This is a genomic window from Janibacter cremeus (assembly GCF_013409205.1).
Taxonomy (GTDB): Bacteria; Actinomycetota; Actinomycetes; order Actinomycetales; family Dermatophilaceae; genus Janibacter; species Janibacter cremeus.
Genome location: NZ_JACCAE010000001.1, coordinates 792,861 through 807,741 on the forward strand (window position 1 = coordinate 792,861; position 14,881 = coordinate 807,741).

A 14,881-nucleotide genomic window follows, 5' to 3' on the forward strand; every position below is an offset into this window, starting at 1 on the left:
TTTCTCTTGCAGAGGTGGGCGAAGGGAGGTTCAGCGGCCGTAGCGCCCGTGGTCGCGGGCCTTCCAGCACTTGCCGTGCCAGTGCCGGCGGTCGTCGACTCCCCCGAGGCCGTCGTCGGGCCAGACGACGACGTGCGGTGTGCCGGGGGCGATCTCGTGCGTGCACCCCGGGCAGGTGTAGCTGCGGGTCGAGCTGTGGCCACTCAGCTGGCGCACCACCCAGGAGCGCCCCATCCACGACTGCGTCGTCTGCGACCCCATGGCCCCCATCCGCAACGGGCGGTGCTCGTCACGACGACGGCGGTTGGAGCGAGGCATGCGCCCATCGTCTCCCGGCGCCGGCACGCGCACAAAAGGGACTCCCGAAGACCGACCCCCGACGAATCGGGGTGCTACTGCTCCGGGAGTCCCTTTTGTGCACAGGTGGTGCAGGCGTCAGTAGCTGCGGAAGCCCTCACCGGTCTTGCGGCCGAGCTTGCCTGCCGCCACGACCTCGCGCAGGAGCGGCGCCGGGGTGAGCGACTCGTGCCCGAACTCGGCGAGCAGTTCCTCCTCGATCGCCAGGGCGACGTCGTTACCGACGACGTCCAGCAGCGCGAAGGGTCCCATCGGGTAGCCGTAACCCGCGGTGATCGCGGCGTCGATCTCATCGAGGGAGGAGCCCGCCTCGTGCGCCTTGATGGCGTCGTTGAGGTAGGGGAAGAGCAGCGCGTTGACGATGAAACCGGCCCGGTCGGAGCAGCGGACGGGGACCTTGCGGGTGCGCTTGCACAGCTCGACGACCGTGTCCAGGACGTCCTGACCGGTGTGCTCCTGATCGATGACCTCCACGAGCTTCATCACCGGTGCGGGGTTGAAGAAGTGCATGCCGACGACGTCCTGCGGACGCTTCGTCCGGGCGGCCAGGTCGGCGATGGACAGCGAGGAGGTCGTCGTGGCGAGCACGGCACCGTCCTTGCAGATGCGGTCCAAGTCGGCGAAGAGCTGGTTCTTGATGCCGATCTCCTCGGCGATCGCCTCGACGACGAGGTCGACGTCGGCGAGGGACTCGCGCTCGAGGGACCCGGTGAGGCGGCCCAGGACCGCGTCGGCGTCGGCCTGCTCCATCCGGCCCTTGTCGACCTTGCGGGTGAGGTTCTTGGCGATCTTCGCGGCAACCGCGTCCACCTTCTCCTGGCTGCGGGCGACGTAGGTGACCGGGAACCCGCTGGTCGCGAAGACCTCGACCATGCCGGTGGCCATCGTGCCGGAGCCGACCACGCCGACGGCCTCGACCTCACGGGCCGCGCCGCCGCCGCCCGTGGAGGGGGTCAGGTCGTCGGCGACGACCTCGTCACCCTCATAGGTGTAGAAGCCCTTGCCGGCCGCCTTGCCGGTGCGGCCGTCGGCGATGAGCCGCTCGAAGGCCGCGTTCGGCTGGTGGCGCGGATCGCCGGTCTCGGCGAAGCGCGCGTCGAGGGCGTCGCGGACGGTCTCGAGGCCGAGCTCGTCGATGACGGTCAGGGGGCCTCTGGGCAGGCCGCACCCGAAGCGCATGCCGTTGTCGAGGTCCTCCCGGGAGGCATACTTCTCCTCGAACATCGAGGCCGCGTGGTTCAGGTACGGGAAGACGAGGACGTCGGCGAGAGAGGGCGATTCAGACATGTCTGGGAGTGTTGCAGTCCGGCCGGCCACCGGGTAGTGCGCAGCGGCGTGACAGTGGGCACAGGTGATCCGCGACACCGCACCCGATCCGGGACCGGTGGACCCGCTTGGGCCCTGCCCGCCGGGGTCGTAGGGTCAACCCCGTGCGAGTGGTGATTGCGACCTGCAGTGTCGAGTACGAGGGCCGGCTGAACGCCCACCTGCCCCTGGCGACCCGTCTGCTCATCGTCAAGGCGGACGGCTCCGTGCTCATCCACAGTGACGGCGGCTCCTACAAGCCGCTGAACTGGATGGCTCCCCCGTGCGCCATGGCCGAGGTGGAGCCCGACGAGACCCAGGCCAGCGAGGGCGTCGTCGCCGTGTGGAACGTCCAGCACGCCAAGACCGAGGACCACCTGCGGGTGCGCCTGCACGAGATCCACCACGACTCCTCCCACGAGCTGGGGGTGGACCCTGGCCTGGTCAAGGACGGCGTCGAGGCCCACCTGCAGAAACTGCTCGCCGAGCACATCGGGACCCTCGGCGAGGGCTACACCCTCGTGCGCCGGGAGTACATGACGGCCATCGGGCCGGTGGACATCCTGGCCAAGGACGCGAAGGGGGTCTCGGTCGCCGTGGAGATCAAGCGCCGCGGCGAGATCGACGGCGTCGAGCAGCTGACGCGCTATCTCGAGCTGATGAACCGCGACCCGGCGCTGCGGCCGGTCAACGGCGTCTTCGCCGCCCAGGTGATCAAACCCCAGGCGCGCACGCTCGCGCAGGACCGCGGCATCCGCTGCGTCACCCTCGACTACGACGAGCTGAAGGGCATCGACACGAGCATGCACCGCCTCTTCTGAGCCTCGCTGCGGGGCTCGGCCGCAGACGCTCCCTCCCCCTCAACCACCGGTGGTTGAGGTGCGAGGGACGAGCCGCGAAACCCCCTTGAGACTAGGCTGGCCACAGCAGCCGAGGGAAGGACGAGGCATGGCGACCACGCAGCCACTCCATCCCCCTTCGCTCGAACCGGACGCCGGTGACGTGCTGTCCTGGCTGGCCGACGAGCTCGGGATCGGGTGGGGCCTGCTCTGGGGCCTGGTCGTGCCGTTGCTCGTCCTGGCCGCCGTCGGTCTCGTCCTGACCGCACTGCTGTGGCGGCGGTACAGCCGCTCCCCCTCGAGCAGCACCGGCGCCGACGTCTTCCCGGGCCAGGTGGTCGCCCTGCGCTCGGCGGAGGGCAGCCACGGTCAGGTCTTCGTCGAGGGCAGCTGGTGGTCGGTACGCAGCGACGTGCCCCTGCGCCCCGGCCAGGACGTGCGGATCACCGCCGTGGAGCGGCTGGAGCTGCTCGTCGAACCCCTCGAGTCGTCGCGTGACAAGGAGGAGTCATGATCAACACCACCCTGATCGGTCTGGTGATCGCGGCCCTGGTCGTGATCTACATCGTCACCCGGGCGGTGAGAGTCATCACCGAGTACGAGCGGGCGGTGGTCTTCCGGCTCGGGCGCATCCAGGAAGCGAAGGGCCCGGGGATCATCATCGTCGCGCCCATCGTGGACAAGGTGAACAAGATCGACCTGCGCACGCACACCTACGACATCCCGCCGCAGGACCTGATCACCAAGGACAACGTCACGGTGCAGGTCAACGCGGTGACCTACTACAACGTCGTCGACCCGGTCCGCTCCGTGCTGTCCATCGAGAACTACCAGGTCGGTACCCAACAGGTGGCCCAGACGACCCTGCGCAGCATCATCGGCCAGACCACCCTGGACGACCTGCTGACCAAGCGCGAGGAGATCAACTCCAAGTTGCAGCAGATCATCGACGAGGTGACCAACCCGTGGGGCATCAAGGTCACGATCGTCGAGGTCAAGGACGTGATGCTCCCGGAGAGCATGCGGCGCGCCATGGCCCGCCAGGCGGAGTCCGAGCGCGACCGTCGCGCCAAGGTCATCCACGCCATCGGTGAGCAGGAGGCCGCCGAGAACCTCGCCCGGGCCGCGGAGGTCATGGAGGCCCACCCGGCCGCGATGCACCTGCGCACCCTCTCCTCGATGCTCGAGCTGGGCGCGGAGCAGAACTCCACGGTCGTCTTCCCGCTGCCGATGGAGCTGCTGCGCCTCTTCGACGCCGCCGGCACGGCGCTGGGAGGCCAATCCGGCACGGCGAAGGGGGATGCCCCAGCGGGCAGCACCGCCGCACCTGCAGCCGGTGGGCCAACCTCCGGCGGGCCGGCAGCAGACGACCCGGCCGCACGGCCAGCGGCTCAGGGCGCGACCACCCACCACGGCGCATGGTCGGACGACGGGCACGAGGCACCGCCGCAGGGCGACCACCCCGGACCGGTCGGCCACGAAAGCGGCGACCGGGAGTGACCCTCTAGAAGGCCTCGCCGAGCTCGATCCGCGTGATGGTGGCTGCTGCGTTGCCGGTGCCGCCGCTGAGCACGAGCACGGTCTCGCCCCGGTGCAGGTCGGCGATCTCCCCGAGCACGGACGACGAGGGTGGGCCCGCAGCCAGGCCGGGCTCCTGCTCCAGCGGCACGTCCAGCCCGGCAGCCACCGCCGCCCCCCGGGCATCACCCGGGGCGGTCACGACCGTCAGGACCCGCTCGCCGGCGAGCCGCTCGACGAGGACGGGCACGCCCCCTTCGCCCTCCGGTGTGCCGGTGAGCAGAAGCGTCGCGGGACAGTGCATGGTCACCCCGCCACTCTAGGACGGCCGAGGATCAGGCGGTGGCGGGCTCCTGTGCCGGCAGGCCGCGCTGCTCGCGGATGATGTCGACGAAGCGATCCATGATCTCGTTGAGACCGAAGTCCTTGGGCGTGAACACCGCGGCCACGCCCATCTCCGTCAGCCGCTTCGCGTCGGACTCGGGGATGATCCCGCCGACGATGACCGGGATGTCACCGGCTCCCTGCGCCTTCAGCCCCTCGAGGACGTCAGGGACGAGCTCCATGTGCGAGCCGGAGAGGATCGAGACACCGACGAGGTGCACGTCCTCGGCGACCGCGGCGGAGACCACCTGGTCGGGTGTGAGGCGGATGCCCTGGTAGATGACCTCGAAGCCGGCGTCGCGCGCCCGCACCGCGATCTGCTCGGCGCCGTTGGAGTGACCGTCCAGTCCGGGCTTGCCGACGAGGACGCGCAGCTTCTCACCGAGCTCCTCCTGCGTCCTGGCGACCCGGTCGCGCACGGCCTGCAGCTCCTGCGAGCCGCCGTCGGCGACACCGACCGAGCCGGAGACACCGGTCGGGGCGCGGAACTCACCGAAGACCTCGCGCAGCGCCTGGGCCCACTCCCCGACCGTGACACCCGCGCGGGCGCACTCGAGGGAGGCCTCCATGAGGTTCTCGTCGGTCCGGGCGGTCTCGCGCAGGCTCTCCAGGGAGGCCGTGGCGCGCCCACCGCGCTCGGGGTCAGCGTCACGCTCGGAACGCCAGGCGCGCACGGCCTCGATCGCGGCCTCCTCGACGCCCTCGTCGACCGTCTGGATCGCGGTGTCCAGGTCGGCGGTCAGCGGATTCGGTTCGGTGGTCTCGAACTTGTTGACGCCGACGACGATGTCCTCGCCGGCCTCGATGCGCTGGCGTCGCTTGGCATGGCTCGCGACGAGCGCCGACTTCATGTAGCCGGACTCGACGGCCGGGACGGCGCCGCCCATGTCCTGGATGCGATCGATCTCCGCCTTGGCGCCCGCGACGATGTCGGCGACCTTGGCCTCCACGACCGGGGAGCCGGCGAAGAGGTCGTCGTACTCGAGCAGGTCGGACTCGAAGGCCAGGACCTGCTGCAGACGCAGTGCCCACTGCTGGTCCCACGGGCGCGGCAGACCGAGCGCCTCGTTCCACGCCGGCAGCTGCACGGCGCGGGCGCGGGCGTCCTTGCTCAGCGTCACCGCGAGCATCTCCAGGACAATGCGCTGGACGTTGTTCTCCGGCTGCGCCTCGGTCAGGCCCAGGCTGTTGACCTGGACGCCGTAGCGGAAGCGGCGCTGCTTGGCCTCGGTGACGCCGTAGCGCTCCCGGGTGATCTCGTCCCACAGCTCGACGAAGGCGCGCATCTTGCACATCTCCTCGACGAAACGCACGCCCGCGTTGACGAAGAAGGAGATGCGGGCGACGACCCTGCCGAACTCCTCCTGCGGCACCCGACCGGAGTCGCGCACGGCGTCCAGGACGGCGATGGCCGTGGACATCGCGTAGGCGACCTCCTGCACGGGCGTCGCGCCGGCCTCCTGCAGGTGGTAGCTGCAGATGTTGATCGGGTTCCACTTGGGGATCTCCCCGACCGTGTAGGTGACCATGTCGGTGATCAGGCGCATGGAGGGGCCGGGCGGGAAGACGTGCGTCCCGCGGCTGAGGTACTCCTTGATGATGTCGTTCTGCGTCGTGCCGCCGAGCTTGGCGACGACCTCGGCCGGGTCCTGGCCGGCGGCCTCGGCCTGCTCCTCAGCCGCGACCTGGTACATCGCCAGCAGGTACATCGCGACGGCGTTGATCGTCATCGACGTGTTCATCTCGCCGAGCGGGATCTGGTCGAAGAGCTTGCGCATGTCGCCGATGTGGCTGATCGGCACGCCGACCTTGCCGACCTCACCGCGGCTGAGCACGTGGTCGGGGTCGTATCCGGTCTGCGTCGGCAGGTCGAAGGCAACCGAGAGGCCGGTCTGGCCCTTGGCCAGGTTGCGGCGGTACAGCTCGTTGGACGCCGCGGCACTGGAGTGCCCGGCGTAGGTGCGCATCACCCAAGGACGGTCACGCGCGGGACGCGTCGCCTCGGCGGCGGGGGTGGGGGAATCGGTGCTCTCGGCCATGGTGGCAAGGTACCCTCGCGCGGCCCGACGTCACAGGGTCGTCCGCGGTGAAGGTCGCCACAGTCGCCGCAGTGGCTGCTCGCGGGTGGACGCCAACTCGCCGAGGAATCGTCCGCGCGTCGACCTCCACCCAGCCAATGGCGCGGCTCAGCTGACGGCGGTGTCCCGGCGGGGCGGGCGCACCTGCTCCACGCCGTGGAGGAGTCGGGTCAGCCCGGCACGGCGCAGCAGTCGGGTGGTGCGCTCGTCGGCACCGGTGAAGCGCAGTCGCCGGCCCGCCCGGGCGGCACGGGCGTGCGCCCCGACCAGGGTGGCGAAGCCCGTCTGGTCGATGACCGTCGACTCCGAGATGTCCACGAGAACCAGACCTCCGCCGCCGCGCAGCACGGCGACGAACTCCTGACGCAGGTCGGCACTGTGCCTGATGTCGAAGGGCACGCCCACCCGGACGCGGGTGGTTCCCTCGCCACCCACTGGCGCCAGCGCAGTCAGTGCGCTCATGACGGTCACCTGCTTTCCCCTGCTGAAACCGTTGTCAGCCAGTGTGACGCGCGCCGCACCGATTCGGTTGCACCCTGCAGTCACGATGCGGTTACACAACTCCCTGCAAATGGTCAAGTCGCAGCCTCCGCGCGGTCAGCGAGGGCACCTGCGACGATGACGGCATGGTCAATCTGACGAAGATCTACACCCGCACCGGCGATGAGGGCACGACCGCGCTCGGGGACTTCAGCCGCACGAGGAAGACGGACTCGCGCCTGCAGGCCTACGCCGACTCGAACGAGGCCAACTCGGTCATCGGGGTGGCCATCGCGACCGGAGAGCTGCCCGAGGAGGTCGTCGCGACCCTCACCCGGGTACAGAACGACCTCTTCGACCTGGGTGCCGACCTGTCGACCCCGCTGCTGGAGGAGCCGAAGTACCCGCCGCTGCGCGTGAAGCAGGTGTGGGTCGACGAGCTCGAGGCCGACTGCGACCTCTACCTCGAGCAGGTGGAGCCGCTGCGCTCCTTCATCCTCCCCGGCGGCACCGCGGCATCGGCCCACCTGCACCACGCGACGACCGTGGTCCGCAGGGCCGAGCGCTCGGCCTGGGCTGCGCGCGAGGAGTACGGCACGCAGATGGCCGGCGAGCGTGGGATCGGCGGCGTGAGCCCGCTGACGACGACCTACCTCAACCGCCTGTCGGACCTGCTCTTCATCCTCGCCCGCATCGCCAACCTCTCGATCGGCGGGGACGTGCTGTGGCAGCCCGGCGGCGGCCGCGAGGAGGCACCGCAGCGTCGGGGCAGGGCGAAGGGGGACCCCGCCACCTGATGCCGCATCCCGGCTGGTTCGAGGTATCCCCGCGCGTACGGACGCGCAGGATTACCTCGAACCAGACCTGCGGGCACGTGCGGGGGCATCCGGGGGGCGAAGCCTTCCGACGTCAGGTGACGTTTGCGTTGTGGCCGGGCGGGGCGGACTCCAGCCAGGAGCGCACCGCCGGATAGATCTTCGGCTCGACGGCGAGGTCGACCAGGTGGTCGTCCCCGCGGGTCAGGGTCACCGCGACCGCAGCGTCCAGCCCCGGGAGCGAGACGGACTCCGGTGCGGGGGTGGAGATCTCCAGTCCTTCACGCGCCCACGACATCGCGGGGGACGTCGTCAGGCCACCCACGCTGAACCAGTCGAGATGGTGCGCCCCCATACGCAGCAACCCGAGCCGCCAACGAGGCGACCCGGGCAGCTGGATGGCGCAGGGACACACGGGCTCGTGGGCGGCCAGCGCACGTCGGCGCAACCACAGCACGACCAGCCACAGCGCGAGGAGCAGGCACCCTGCAAGGAGGAGGATCTCCACGACTTGCAGGGCTGACATCAGCTGGGTCAGGCCTTGGCCGGGACCTGAACGGTCTCCGCGACGATCGTCACGGTGTCGTGGTCGACGGAGAAGAAGCCACCGTCGATGGAGGCGGTCTGCTCCCCCTCTGGGGAGGAGATCAGCACGTCCCCCTCGACGAGGACACCGAGCATCGGGGTGTGGCCCGGCATGACACCGATTTCGCCCTCAGTGGTGCGGGCTCGCACGATGCTGGCCTCTCCGGACCAGACCTTGCGGTCTGCGGCAACGAGTTCGACGTTCAGGGAGCTCACTGGGGGTCCTTCGAGATCGGGGTGAGTACACGTCCATGGTAGCCCGAGTGGGGGCGATCGATGGTCACCGGTCAGGAGACCACGAGTGCGAAGTAGTCCTGGCCCGCCCCGAGGCTGACCATCCGGACGACGGAGTAGGCCATCCACACGGCGATCAGCCCGAGCAGGATCTTGGGGTCGACGAGCGTGAGGATGCGCTCCGGCGGGCGGCGTCGCACGAGCGCGACCCCGACGTAGACGATGATCCCCGCCGCGACGGCCATGCCGATCGGTCCGAAGAGGTTGTACTCGAAGGCCGTGAGCAGATCACCGTGCGCGACGTGCACCCAGGCCCGGGTCATGCCACAGCCCGGGCAGGGCAGTCCGGTGAAGATCCTCAGCAGGCACGTCGGCTGGCCGGAGTCGACCGAGGTCAGGGGCCACAGTCGCGCGATGACCATGCCGACCAGACTGACGGCGGCGATGATGAGCACGACGACTCGCTCGCTGCGGGTCCCCCGGGCGAGCCGGACCGGCCCCTGACTGGTGGTGGCCGTCATCGCGGCACTGCCACGCGCTCGACCCCGGCTGTCCTCATGTCGGCCAGTGTAGGTCTCTCCGGCAACGCACGCAGCCGCCCCCCTTCCGTCGGGCGAAGGGGGGCGGCTGCGGTGTCGATGGCGGATCAGGTGTTCTTCTGGATCTCCGCCCACTGGCGCTCGACGTCGTCGAGGCCACCGCACATGAAGAAGGCCTGCTCACCGACGTGGTCGTACTCGCCGTCGCTGATCTTCGTGAAGGCCTCGATGGTGTCCGCGAGCGGAACCGTCGAACCCTCGAGACCGGTGAACTGCTTGGCGACGTAGGTGTTCTGCGAGAGGAACCGCTCGATGCGACGCGCACGACCGACGAGGACCTTGTCCTCCTCGGACAGCTCGTCGATACCCAGGATCGCGATGATGTCCTGCAGCTCCTTGTTGCGCTGGAGGATCGACTTCACGCGGACCGCGGTGCTGTAGTGATCCTCGCTGATGTACCGACGGTCGAGGATCCGGCTGGTGGAGGTCAGCGGGTCAACGGCCGGGTAGATACCCTGCGAGGCGATCTCGCGGGAGAGCTCGGTCGTCGCGTCGAGGTGGGCGAAGGTCGTCGCCGGGGCCGGGTCCGTGTAGTCATCGGCCGGCACGTAGATCGCCTGCATCGAGGTGATCGAGTGACCACGGGTGGAGGTGATCCGCTCCTGGAGCGTGCCCATCTCGTCGGCGAGAGTCGGCTGGTACCCCACGGCGGAGGGCATGCGACCCAGCAGGGTCGAGACCTCCTGGCCCGCCTGGGTGAAGCGGAAGATGTTGTCGATGAAGAGCAGCACGTCCTGCTTCTGCACGTCGCGGAAGTACTCCGCCATCGTCAGGGCGGACAGGGCCACGCGCAGACGCGTGCCCGGCGGCTCATCCATCTGGCCGAAGACCAGTGCGGTCTGGCCGAGGACCCCGGCCTCCTCCATCTCGACCATGAGGTCGTTGCCCTCACGGGTGCGCTCGCCGACCCCGGCGAAGACGGAGACACCGCCATGGTCGCGCGCGACGCGGGCGATCATCTCCTGGATGAGGACGGTCTTGCCGACACCGGCTCCACCGAAGAGGCCGATCTTTCCACCCTGGACGTACGGGGTGAGCAGGTCGATGACCTTGATGCCGGTCTCGAACATGGTGGTCTTCGACTCGAGCTGGTCGAAGGGCGGGGCCTGGCGGTGGATCCCCCAGCGCTCGGAGACCTCGAGGGTCTCGCCCTCCTCGAGGTTGAGGCAGGCACCGGTGGTGTTGAAGACCTTGCCGAGCGTGACATCACCGACGGGCACGGTGATCGGACCGCCGGTGTCCTGCACCTGGGAGCCGCGGACGAGTCCGTCGGTGGGCTGCAGCGAGATCGCCCGAACCATGTTGTCGCCGATGTGGTGGGCGACCTCGAGGTTGATCGTGTGGGCTTCGCCGTCGGTGACGACCTCGGTGGTCAGCAGGTTGAACTGCTCGGGCATGGTGTCGACGCTGAACTCGACGTCGACGACCGGGCCGATGACGCGGGAGATGCGCCCGACCCCACCAGCGGTGGTGGTGTTCTCTTCGGTGACGGTGGCAGTCATGGGGTTTCTCTCTACCTTCTCACTTGGACTCGGCCAGGGCGGTGGCGCCGCCGACGATCTCGGAGATCTCCTGGGTGATCTCGGCCTGGCGGGCCTGGTTGGCCAGCCGGGTGTACTTCTTGATGAGCTCCTCGGCGTTGTCGGTCGCCGACTTCATGGCGCGCTGACGCGCCGCGAGCTCGGAGGCGGCCGCGTGCAGGAGGGCGTTGAAGATGCGTGCGTTGACGTAGCGCGGCAGCAGCGTGTCGAGCAGCTCCTCGGCGTTGGGCTCGAAGTCGTAGAGCGGGTAGATCTCATCACCCTCCGGCTCCTCGACGCCCTCGACGACCTCCAGCGGCAGCAGTCGGACGGCCTCCGGGTCCTGGCCGACCATCGACACGAAGCGGGTGGAGACGATGTGGACCTCGTCCACTCCCCCTTCGTCGGTGTCGGCGTTGAAGTCCGCGACGAGCCGCTCGCCGATCTCTCGGGCGTTCTCGAACTTCGGCTTCTCGGTGAACCCGGTCCACTCGGCCGCGAAGTCGCGCTTGCGGAACGAGTAGAACGAGACCGCGCGCCGACCGACGAGGTAGGGCACGACCTCCTTGCCCTCCTCACGCAACCGCGCAGCCACGCGCTCGCTCTCCTTGAGGACGTGGGCGTTGTACCCGCCGGCCAGGCCACGGTCCGCCGCGACGACGACGAGCGCGGCACGCGTGACGTCCTCACGCTCCGTGGTCAGGGGATGGTCCTCGTCGGAGTAGGTGGCCACCGCCGACGCCGCCCGGGTCAGGGCACGCGCATACGGCGTGGACTCACGCACGGCCTGCTGTGCCTTGACGACCCGCGCCGCTGCCATGAGCTCCATGGCGCGCGTGATCTTCTTGGTCGCACTGACGGACCGGATGCGCTGCCGGTACTCCCGGATCTGCGCTCCCATGCGTTTCCGCCTCTCTGGTGGTTCGTGGTCGAGAAGTCGGCCGACGGCCGACCAAGGGCTGCGAGGTGCCCCGGCCGGGCGCCCGAGGGCACCCGGCGCAGGACATCAGCGCTTCTGCTTGACGATCTGCTCCTGCGAGGAGTCCAGCGCGTCGTCGCCGTCCTCCTCGGCGCTGCCGACCGGCACCTCGTCCGCGTCGGACGCGACAAAGGTCGGACGGAAGGCGTCGAAGGCCGTGGCCAGCGCCTGCTGAGTCGAGTCCTCCCAGTCGCCGCGCTCACGCAGCGCGTCGAGCAGACCCTGCTCGTTGCGGTGCATGTAGTCGATCCACTCGGACTCGAAGCGCGAGATGTCGGTGACCGCGACGTCGTCGAGGCGACCGGTGGTACCGGCCCAGACCGAGACGACCTGGTCCTCGACCGGGAAGGGGTCGGCCTGGCGCTGCTTGAGCAGCTCGACGAGACGGGCTCCTCGGGCCAGCTGCTGCTTGCTGGCCGGGTCGAGGTCGGAGGCGAACATCGCGAAGGCCTCGAGGGAGCGGAACTGGGCCAGGTCGAGCTTGAGACGACCGGCGACCTTCTTCATCGGCTTGATCTGCGCGTCACCGCCGACCCGGGAGACCGAGACACCCACGTCGATCGCAGGACGGACGTCCGAGTTGAACAGGTCGGCCTGCAGGTAGATCTGACCGTCGGTGATCGAGATGACGTTGGTCGGGATGTACGCCGAGACGTCACCCGCCTTCGTCTCGATGATCGGCAGACCGGTCATCGAGCCGGCACCCATCTCGTCGGAGAGCTTCGCGCAGCGCTCCAGCAGACGCGAGTGCAGGTAGAAGACGTCACCCGGGTAGGCCTCGCGGCCCGGGGGGCGGCGCAGCAGCAGCGACATCGAGCGGTAGGCCTCGGCCTGCTTGCTCAGGTCGTCGAAGACGATCAGGACGTGCTTGCCCTGGTACATCCAGTGCTGACCGATGGCGGAGCCGGTGAACGGCGCCAGGTACTTGAAGCCGGCGGCGTCGGACGCGGGAGCCGCGACGATGGTCGTGTACTCCATCGCGCCGGCCTCCTCGAGGGAGCCCTTGACCGAGGCGATCGTCGAGCCCTTCTGACCGATGGCGACGTAGATGCAGCGCACCTGCTTGTCCGGGTCGCCGGTCTCCCAGGCCTGCTTCTGGTTGATGATCGTGTCGACCGCGACCGTGGTCTTGCCGGTCTGGCGGTCACCGATGATCAGCTGACGCTGGCCGCGACCGACCGGGATCATGGCGTCGATGGCCTTGATGCCCGACTGCAGCGGCTCGTGGACCGACTTGCGCTCGACGACGCTCGGAGCCTGCAGCTCGAGCGCGCGACGCCCCTCGGAGACGATCTCGCCGAGGCCGTCGATCGGCTGGCCCAGCGGGTTGATGACGCGGCCGAGGAAGTTGTCACCGATCGGGACCGAGAGGACCTCGCCGGTGCGCTTGACCTCCTGGCCCTCCTCCAGCTTCGAGTAGTCGCCGAGCACGACGACGCCGATCTCGTGGACGTCGAGGTTGAGCGCGAGGCCGAGCGTGCCGTCCTCGAACTCGAGCAGCTCGTTCGTCATGGCCGAGGGCAGGCCCTCGATGTGGGCGATGCCGTCACCGGTGTCGGTGATGCGGCCAACCTCTTCGCGGGAGGCCGCGCCCGGGTTGTAGGACTGCACGTAGCCGTCCAGGGCGTCCCGGATCTCCTCCGGACGGATCGAAAGCTCCGTCATGTTGTCTTCTCCTCGTTGCCGGCCGTGGTGGGGGCCGAGTGGGTGGTCTGCATGGTGGATATGGACTCGAGCCTCAGCCGGCCAGGTGTCGCTGTGCCTCGTGGAGGCGGTGCAGGACGGTGCCGTCGACGACCTCGTCGCCGATCTGGACACGAATCCCGCCGATCACGTCCTCGTCGTGGACGACGTGCAGCTGGACCGCCTTGCCGTAGATCTGCTGCAGAGCGTCCGAGAGCCGGGTGCGCTGTGCGTCGGTGAGGTCGACCGCGGTCATGACGACTGCGGTGTACTGCTGGCGACGCTCGGCCGCGATCTCGAGGTACTCCTCGACGACCCGGGCGAAACGGCGACCACGCGGGGCCAGCACGGCCTGTCGCGCGAGACGCAGCGTCTCCGGCCTGACCTTGTCCGCCAGGAGCGTGCTCACCAGCTCGGCCTTGCCTGCCCGGTCACCCTGACGGTTGCCGAGCGCATCACGCAGCTCGGGGTTGCCGGCGACGACCCGCTCGAAGCGGAAGAGCTCGTCCTCGACCTGGTCGATCGCGCGGTTGTCCTCGGCACCCTTGAGCGTGGCCTCGACGGCGAAGCGCTCGAGCGTGTCGGTGAGGTCCCGTTCGGACGCCCACCGCTGGGCGGCGAGGCTCGCGACGGCACCGATGGTGTCCTCGGAGATCTTTCCGGCGAGCAGCTGGGTCACCAGACCCGACTTGTCCGTGCCCTCGCGCGAGGGGTCGGCGACACCGCGACGCAGGGTCGGGTTGTCGTCGAGCAACCCGACCACGGCGAAGAGCTCGTCCGCCACGACGGCCGGGTCACCGGACGTCAGCGCCGACTCGAAGGCCGGACGACCCTCGATGACGGCAGCGCGGGAGGAACCTCGCATCAGGCGTCACTACCTGTCGTGACGCGCTCCGGCTGGACCTTGCCCGTCTCCAGGTCGGTCAGGAAGCCGTCGATGAGGCTCTGGCGGCTCGAGGAGTCCTGCAGCTCGTGTCCGACGATGCGGCCGGCCAGATCGGTCGAGAGGCGACCCACCTCACCGCGCAGCGAGATGGACGCCTGCTGGCGCTCCGCCTCGATCTGCTTGTGCGCCGACTCGGTGATCCGGGTGGCCTCGTCCTGGGCCTGACCGCGCATCTCCGCGACGATGGCAGCGCCCTCGGCGCGGGCGTCCTCACGGATGGTGGCGGCCTCGGCACGGGCCTCGGCGAGCTGCGACTCGTAGTGGGCCTTGGCGGCCTCGGCCTCGGCCTGGGCGTTCTCCGCCTGGGCGATGCCACCCTCGATCGCGGCGTGACGCTCGGCGTAGGCCTGCTCGATGTTCGGGACGACCTTCTTCGCGACGACCCAGTAGAGGATCGCGAACATGATCAGCCCGAAGACGAGCTCTTCCCAGTGCGGGATCAGAGGCATGCTGCCCTCTTCCGCCATGGCGAGCCCCACTACCGACGAGGCGGTTGCGGTGATGTGCACGGGTACTCCTAGTGGCTGGTGCCGGTTTGACTGATGCCGTTACCGGCGAA

The 14,881-nt window shown here is 69.2% G+C and carries 17 protein-coding genes; 4 read left to right on the forward strand and 13 right to left on the reverse strand.

Annotated elements, in window-relative coordinates; genetic code table 11:
- Positions 1-30: 30 nt before the first annotated feature.
- The gene (locus BJY20_RS03585) at positions 31-318 is read right to left on the reverse strand and encodes a hypothetical protein (RefSeq protein WP_185990276.1); all 288 of its coding nucleotides are present in this window, start codon (positions 316-318) and stop codon (positions 31-33) included.
- A gap of 117 nt (positions 319-435) precedes the next feature.
- Positions 436-1,644 carry a 3-hydroxyacyl-CoA dehydrogenase family protein gene (locus BJY20_RS03590; protein ID WP_185990277.1) on the reverse strand — a complete coding sequence of 403 codons (1,209 nt, stop codon included), beginning with the start codon at positions 1,642-1,644 and terminating at the stop codon, positions 436-438.
- Between the two features lie 143 nt (positions 1,645-1,787).
- On the opposite strand from BJY20_RS03590, the gene nucS reads away from it, so the two are divergent.
- The 3 genes from nucS to BJY20_RS03605 all read left to right on the forward strand — a co-directional run bounded on the left by nucS (position 1,788) and on the right by BJY20_RS03605 (position 4,001).
- A complete protein-coding gene (gene nucS / locus BJY20_RS03595) occupies positions 1,788-2,483 on the forward strand; it encodes an endonuclease NucS (RefSeq protein WP_185990278.1) in 696 nt (231 codons plus the stop codon).
- A gap of 127 nt (positions 2,484-2,610) precedes the next feature.
- Positions 2,611-3,015: an NfeD family protein gene (locus BJY20_RS03600; protein WP_185990279.1), complete on the forward strand. Its 405-nt coding sequence runs from the start codon at positions 2,611-2,613 to the stop codon at positions 3,013-3,015.
- Positions 3,012-4,001 (forward strand): slipin family protein, encoded by a 990-nt coding sequence (locus BJY20_RS03605; protein ID WP_185990280.1) that lies wholly within the window; start codon positions 3,012-3,014, stop codon positions 3,999-4,001. Before BJY20_RS03600 ends, BJY20_RS03605 begins: the two co-directional genes overlap by 4 nt.
- A gap of 4 nt (positions 4,002-4,005) precedes the next feature.
- Here the strand turns inward: BJY20_RS03605 and BJY20_RS03610 are convergent, their stop codons facing one another.
- From BJY20_RS03610 to BJY20_RS03620, 3 genes are all read right to left on the reverse strand, one after another.
- Complete coding sequence (locus BJY20_RS03610) at positions 4,006-4,329, reverse strand: hypothetical protein (protein WP_185990281.1); 324 nt, start codon at positions 4,327-4,329, stop codon at positions 4,006-4,008.
- Positions 4,330-4,354: 25 nt separating this feature from the next.
- Entirely contained in the window at positions 4,355-6,370 is a 2,016-nt protein-coding gene (locus BJY20_RS03615; RefSeq protein ID WP_246297272.1) for a protein meaA, read from the reverse strand.
- A 219-nt stretch (positions 6,371-6,589) separates the two neighbouring features.
- Positions 6,590-6,943 (reverse strand): STAS domain-containing protein, encoded by a 354-nt coding sequence (locus BJY20_RS03620; RefSeq protein WP_185990283.1) that lies wholly within the window; start codon positions 6,941-6,943, stop codon positions 6,590-6,592.
- 164 nt (positions 6,944-7,107) lie between these two features.
- Between BJY20_RS03620 and BJY20_RS03625 the strand changes: the two genes are divergently transcribed.
- Entirely contained in the window at positions 7,108-7,758 is a 651-nt protein-coding gene (locus BJY20_RS03625; protein WP_185990284.1) for a cob(I)yrinic acid a,c-diamide adenosyltransferase, read from the forward strand.
- A 112-nt stretch (positions 7,759-7,870) separates the two neighbouring features.
- On the opposite strand, the gene BJY20_RS03630 is transcribed toward BJY20_RS03625, so the two are convergent.
- The 8 genes from BJY20_RS03630 to BJY20_RS03665 form a co-directional block, all read right to left on the reverse strand.
- Positions 7,871-8,302 (reverse strand): DUF2550 family protein, encoded by a 432-nt coding sequence (locus BJY20_RS03630; protein WP_185990285.1) that lies wholly within the window; start codon positions 8,300-8,302, stop codon positions 7,871-7,873.
- 8 nt (positions 8,303-8,310) lie between these two features.
- Positions 8,311-8,577, reverse strand: coding sequence for a F0F1 ATP synthase subunit epsilon (locus BJY20_RS03635; protein WP_185990286.1), 267 nt, complete (start codon positions 8,575-8,577; stop codon positions 8,311-8,313).
- Between the two features lie 71 nt (positions 8,578-8,648).
- Positions 8,649-9,116 carry a DUF2752 domain-containing protein gene (locus BJY20_RS03640; protein WP_221935233.1) on the reverse strand — a complete coding sequence of 156 codons (468 nt, stop codon included), beginning with the start codon at positions 9,114-9,116 and terminating at the stop codon, positions 8,649-8,651.
- Positions 9,117-9,241: 125 nt separating this feature from the next.
- Positions 9,242-10,696 carry a F0F1 ATP synthase subunit beta gene (atpD, locus tag BJY20_RS03645; RefSeq protein WP_185990287.1) on the reverse strand — a complete coding sequence of 485 codons (1,455 nt, stop codon included), beginning with the start codon at positions 10,694-10,696 and terminating at the stop codon, positions 9,242-9,244.
- A 19-nt stretch (positions 10,697-10,715) separates the two neighbouring features.
- Positions 10,716-11,615, reverse strand: coding sequence for a F0F1 ATP synthase subunit gamma (locus tag BJY20_RS03650; RefSeq protein ID WP_185990288.1), 900 nt, complete (start codon positions 11,613-11,615; stop codon positions 10,716-10,718).
- A gap of 105 nt (positions 11,616-11,720) precedes the next feature.
- Entirely contained in the window at positions 11,721-13,358 is a 1,638-nt protein-coding gene (gene atpA, locus BJY20_RS03655; protein WP_185990289.1) for a F0F1 ATP synthase subunit alpha, read from the reverse strand.
- Positions 13,359-13,431: 73 nt separating this feature from the next.
- Complete coding sequence (locus BJY20_RS03660; RefSeq protein WP_185990290.1) at positions 13,432-14,241, reverse strand: F0F1 ATP synthase subunit delta; 810 nt, start codon at positions 14,239-14,241, stop codon at positions 13,432-13,434.
- Positions 14,241-14,831, reverse strand: a complete 591-nt coding sequence (locus BJY20_RS03665; RefSeq protein ID WP_343062763.1) for a F0F1 ATP synthase subunit B — start codon at positions 14,829-14,831, stop codon at positions 14,241-14,243. Before BJY20_RS03665 ends, BJY20_RS03660 begins: the two co-directional genes overlap by 1 nt.
- Between the last annotated feature and the right edge of the window lie 50 nt (positions 14,832-14,881).

What these genes read in the sequence shown, in the direction of transcription:
- BJY20_RS03585 (WP_185990276.1), bottom strand. Translation starts at nt 318, where the DNA reads ATGCCTCGCTCCAACCGCCGTCGTCGTGACGAGCACCGCCCGTTGCGG.
- BJY20_RS03620 (WP_185990283.1), bottom strand. Translation starts at nt 6,943, where the DNA reads ATGAGCGCACTGACTGCGCTGGCGCCAGTGGGTGGCGAGGGAACCACC.
- BJY20_RS03605 (WP_185990280.1), top strand. Translation starts at nt 3,012, where the DNA reads ATGATCAACACCACCCTGATCGGTCTGGTGATCGCGGCCCTGGTCGTG.
- BJY20_RS03650 (WP_185990288.1), bottom strand. Translation starts at nt 11,615, where the DNA reads ATGGGAGCGCAGATCCGGGAGTACCGGCAGCGCATCCGGTCCGTCAGT.
- BJY20_RS03590 (WP_185990277.1), bottom strand. Translation starts at nt 1,644, where the DNA reads ATGTCTGAATCGCCCTCTCTCGCCGACGTCCTCGTCTTCCCGTACCTG.
- BJY20_RS03600 (WP_185990279.1), top strand. Translation starts at nt 2,611, where the DNA reads ATGGCGACCACGCAGCCACTCCATCCCCCTTCGCTCGAACCGGACGCC.
- BJY20_RS03640 (WP_221935233.1), bottom strand. Translation starts at nt 9,116, where the DNA reads ATGACGGCCACCACCAGTCAGGGGCCGGTCCGGCTCGCCCGGGGGACC.
- atpD (WP_185990287.1), bottom strand. Translation starts at nt 10,696, where the DNA reads ATGACTGCCACCGTCACCGAAGAGAACACCACCACCGCTGGTGGGGTC.
- BJY20_RS03625 (WP_185990284.1), top strand. Translation starts at nt 7,108, where the DNA reads ATGGTCAATCTGACGAAGATCTACACCCGCACCGGCGATGAGGGCACG.
- BJY20_RS03660 (WP_185990290.1), bottom strand. Translation starts at nt 14,241, where the DNA reads ATGCGAGGTTCCTCCCGCGCTGCCGTCATCGAGGGTCGTCCGGCCTTC.
- atpA (WP_185990289.1), bottom strand. Translation starts at nt 13,358, where the DNA reads ATGACGGAGCTTTCGATCCGTCCGGAGGAGATCCGGGACGCCCTGGAC.
- BJY20_RS03630 (WP_185990285.1), bottom strand. Translation starts at nt 8,302, where the DNA reads ATGTCAGCCCTGCAAGTCGTGGAGATCCTCCTCCTTGCAGGGTGCCTG.
- BJY20_RS03615 (WP_246297272.1), bottom strand. Translation starts at nt 6,370, where the DNA reads ATGCGCACCTACGCCGGGCACTCCAGTGCCGCGGCGTCCAACGAGCTG.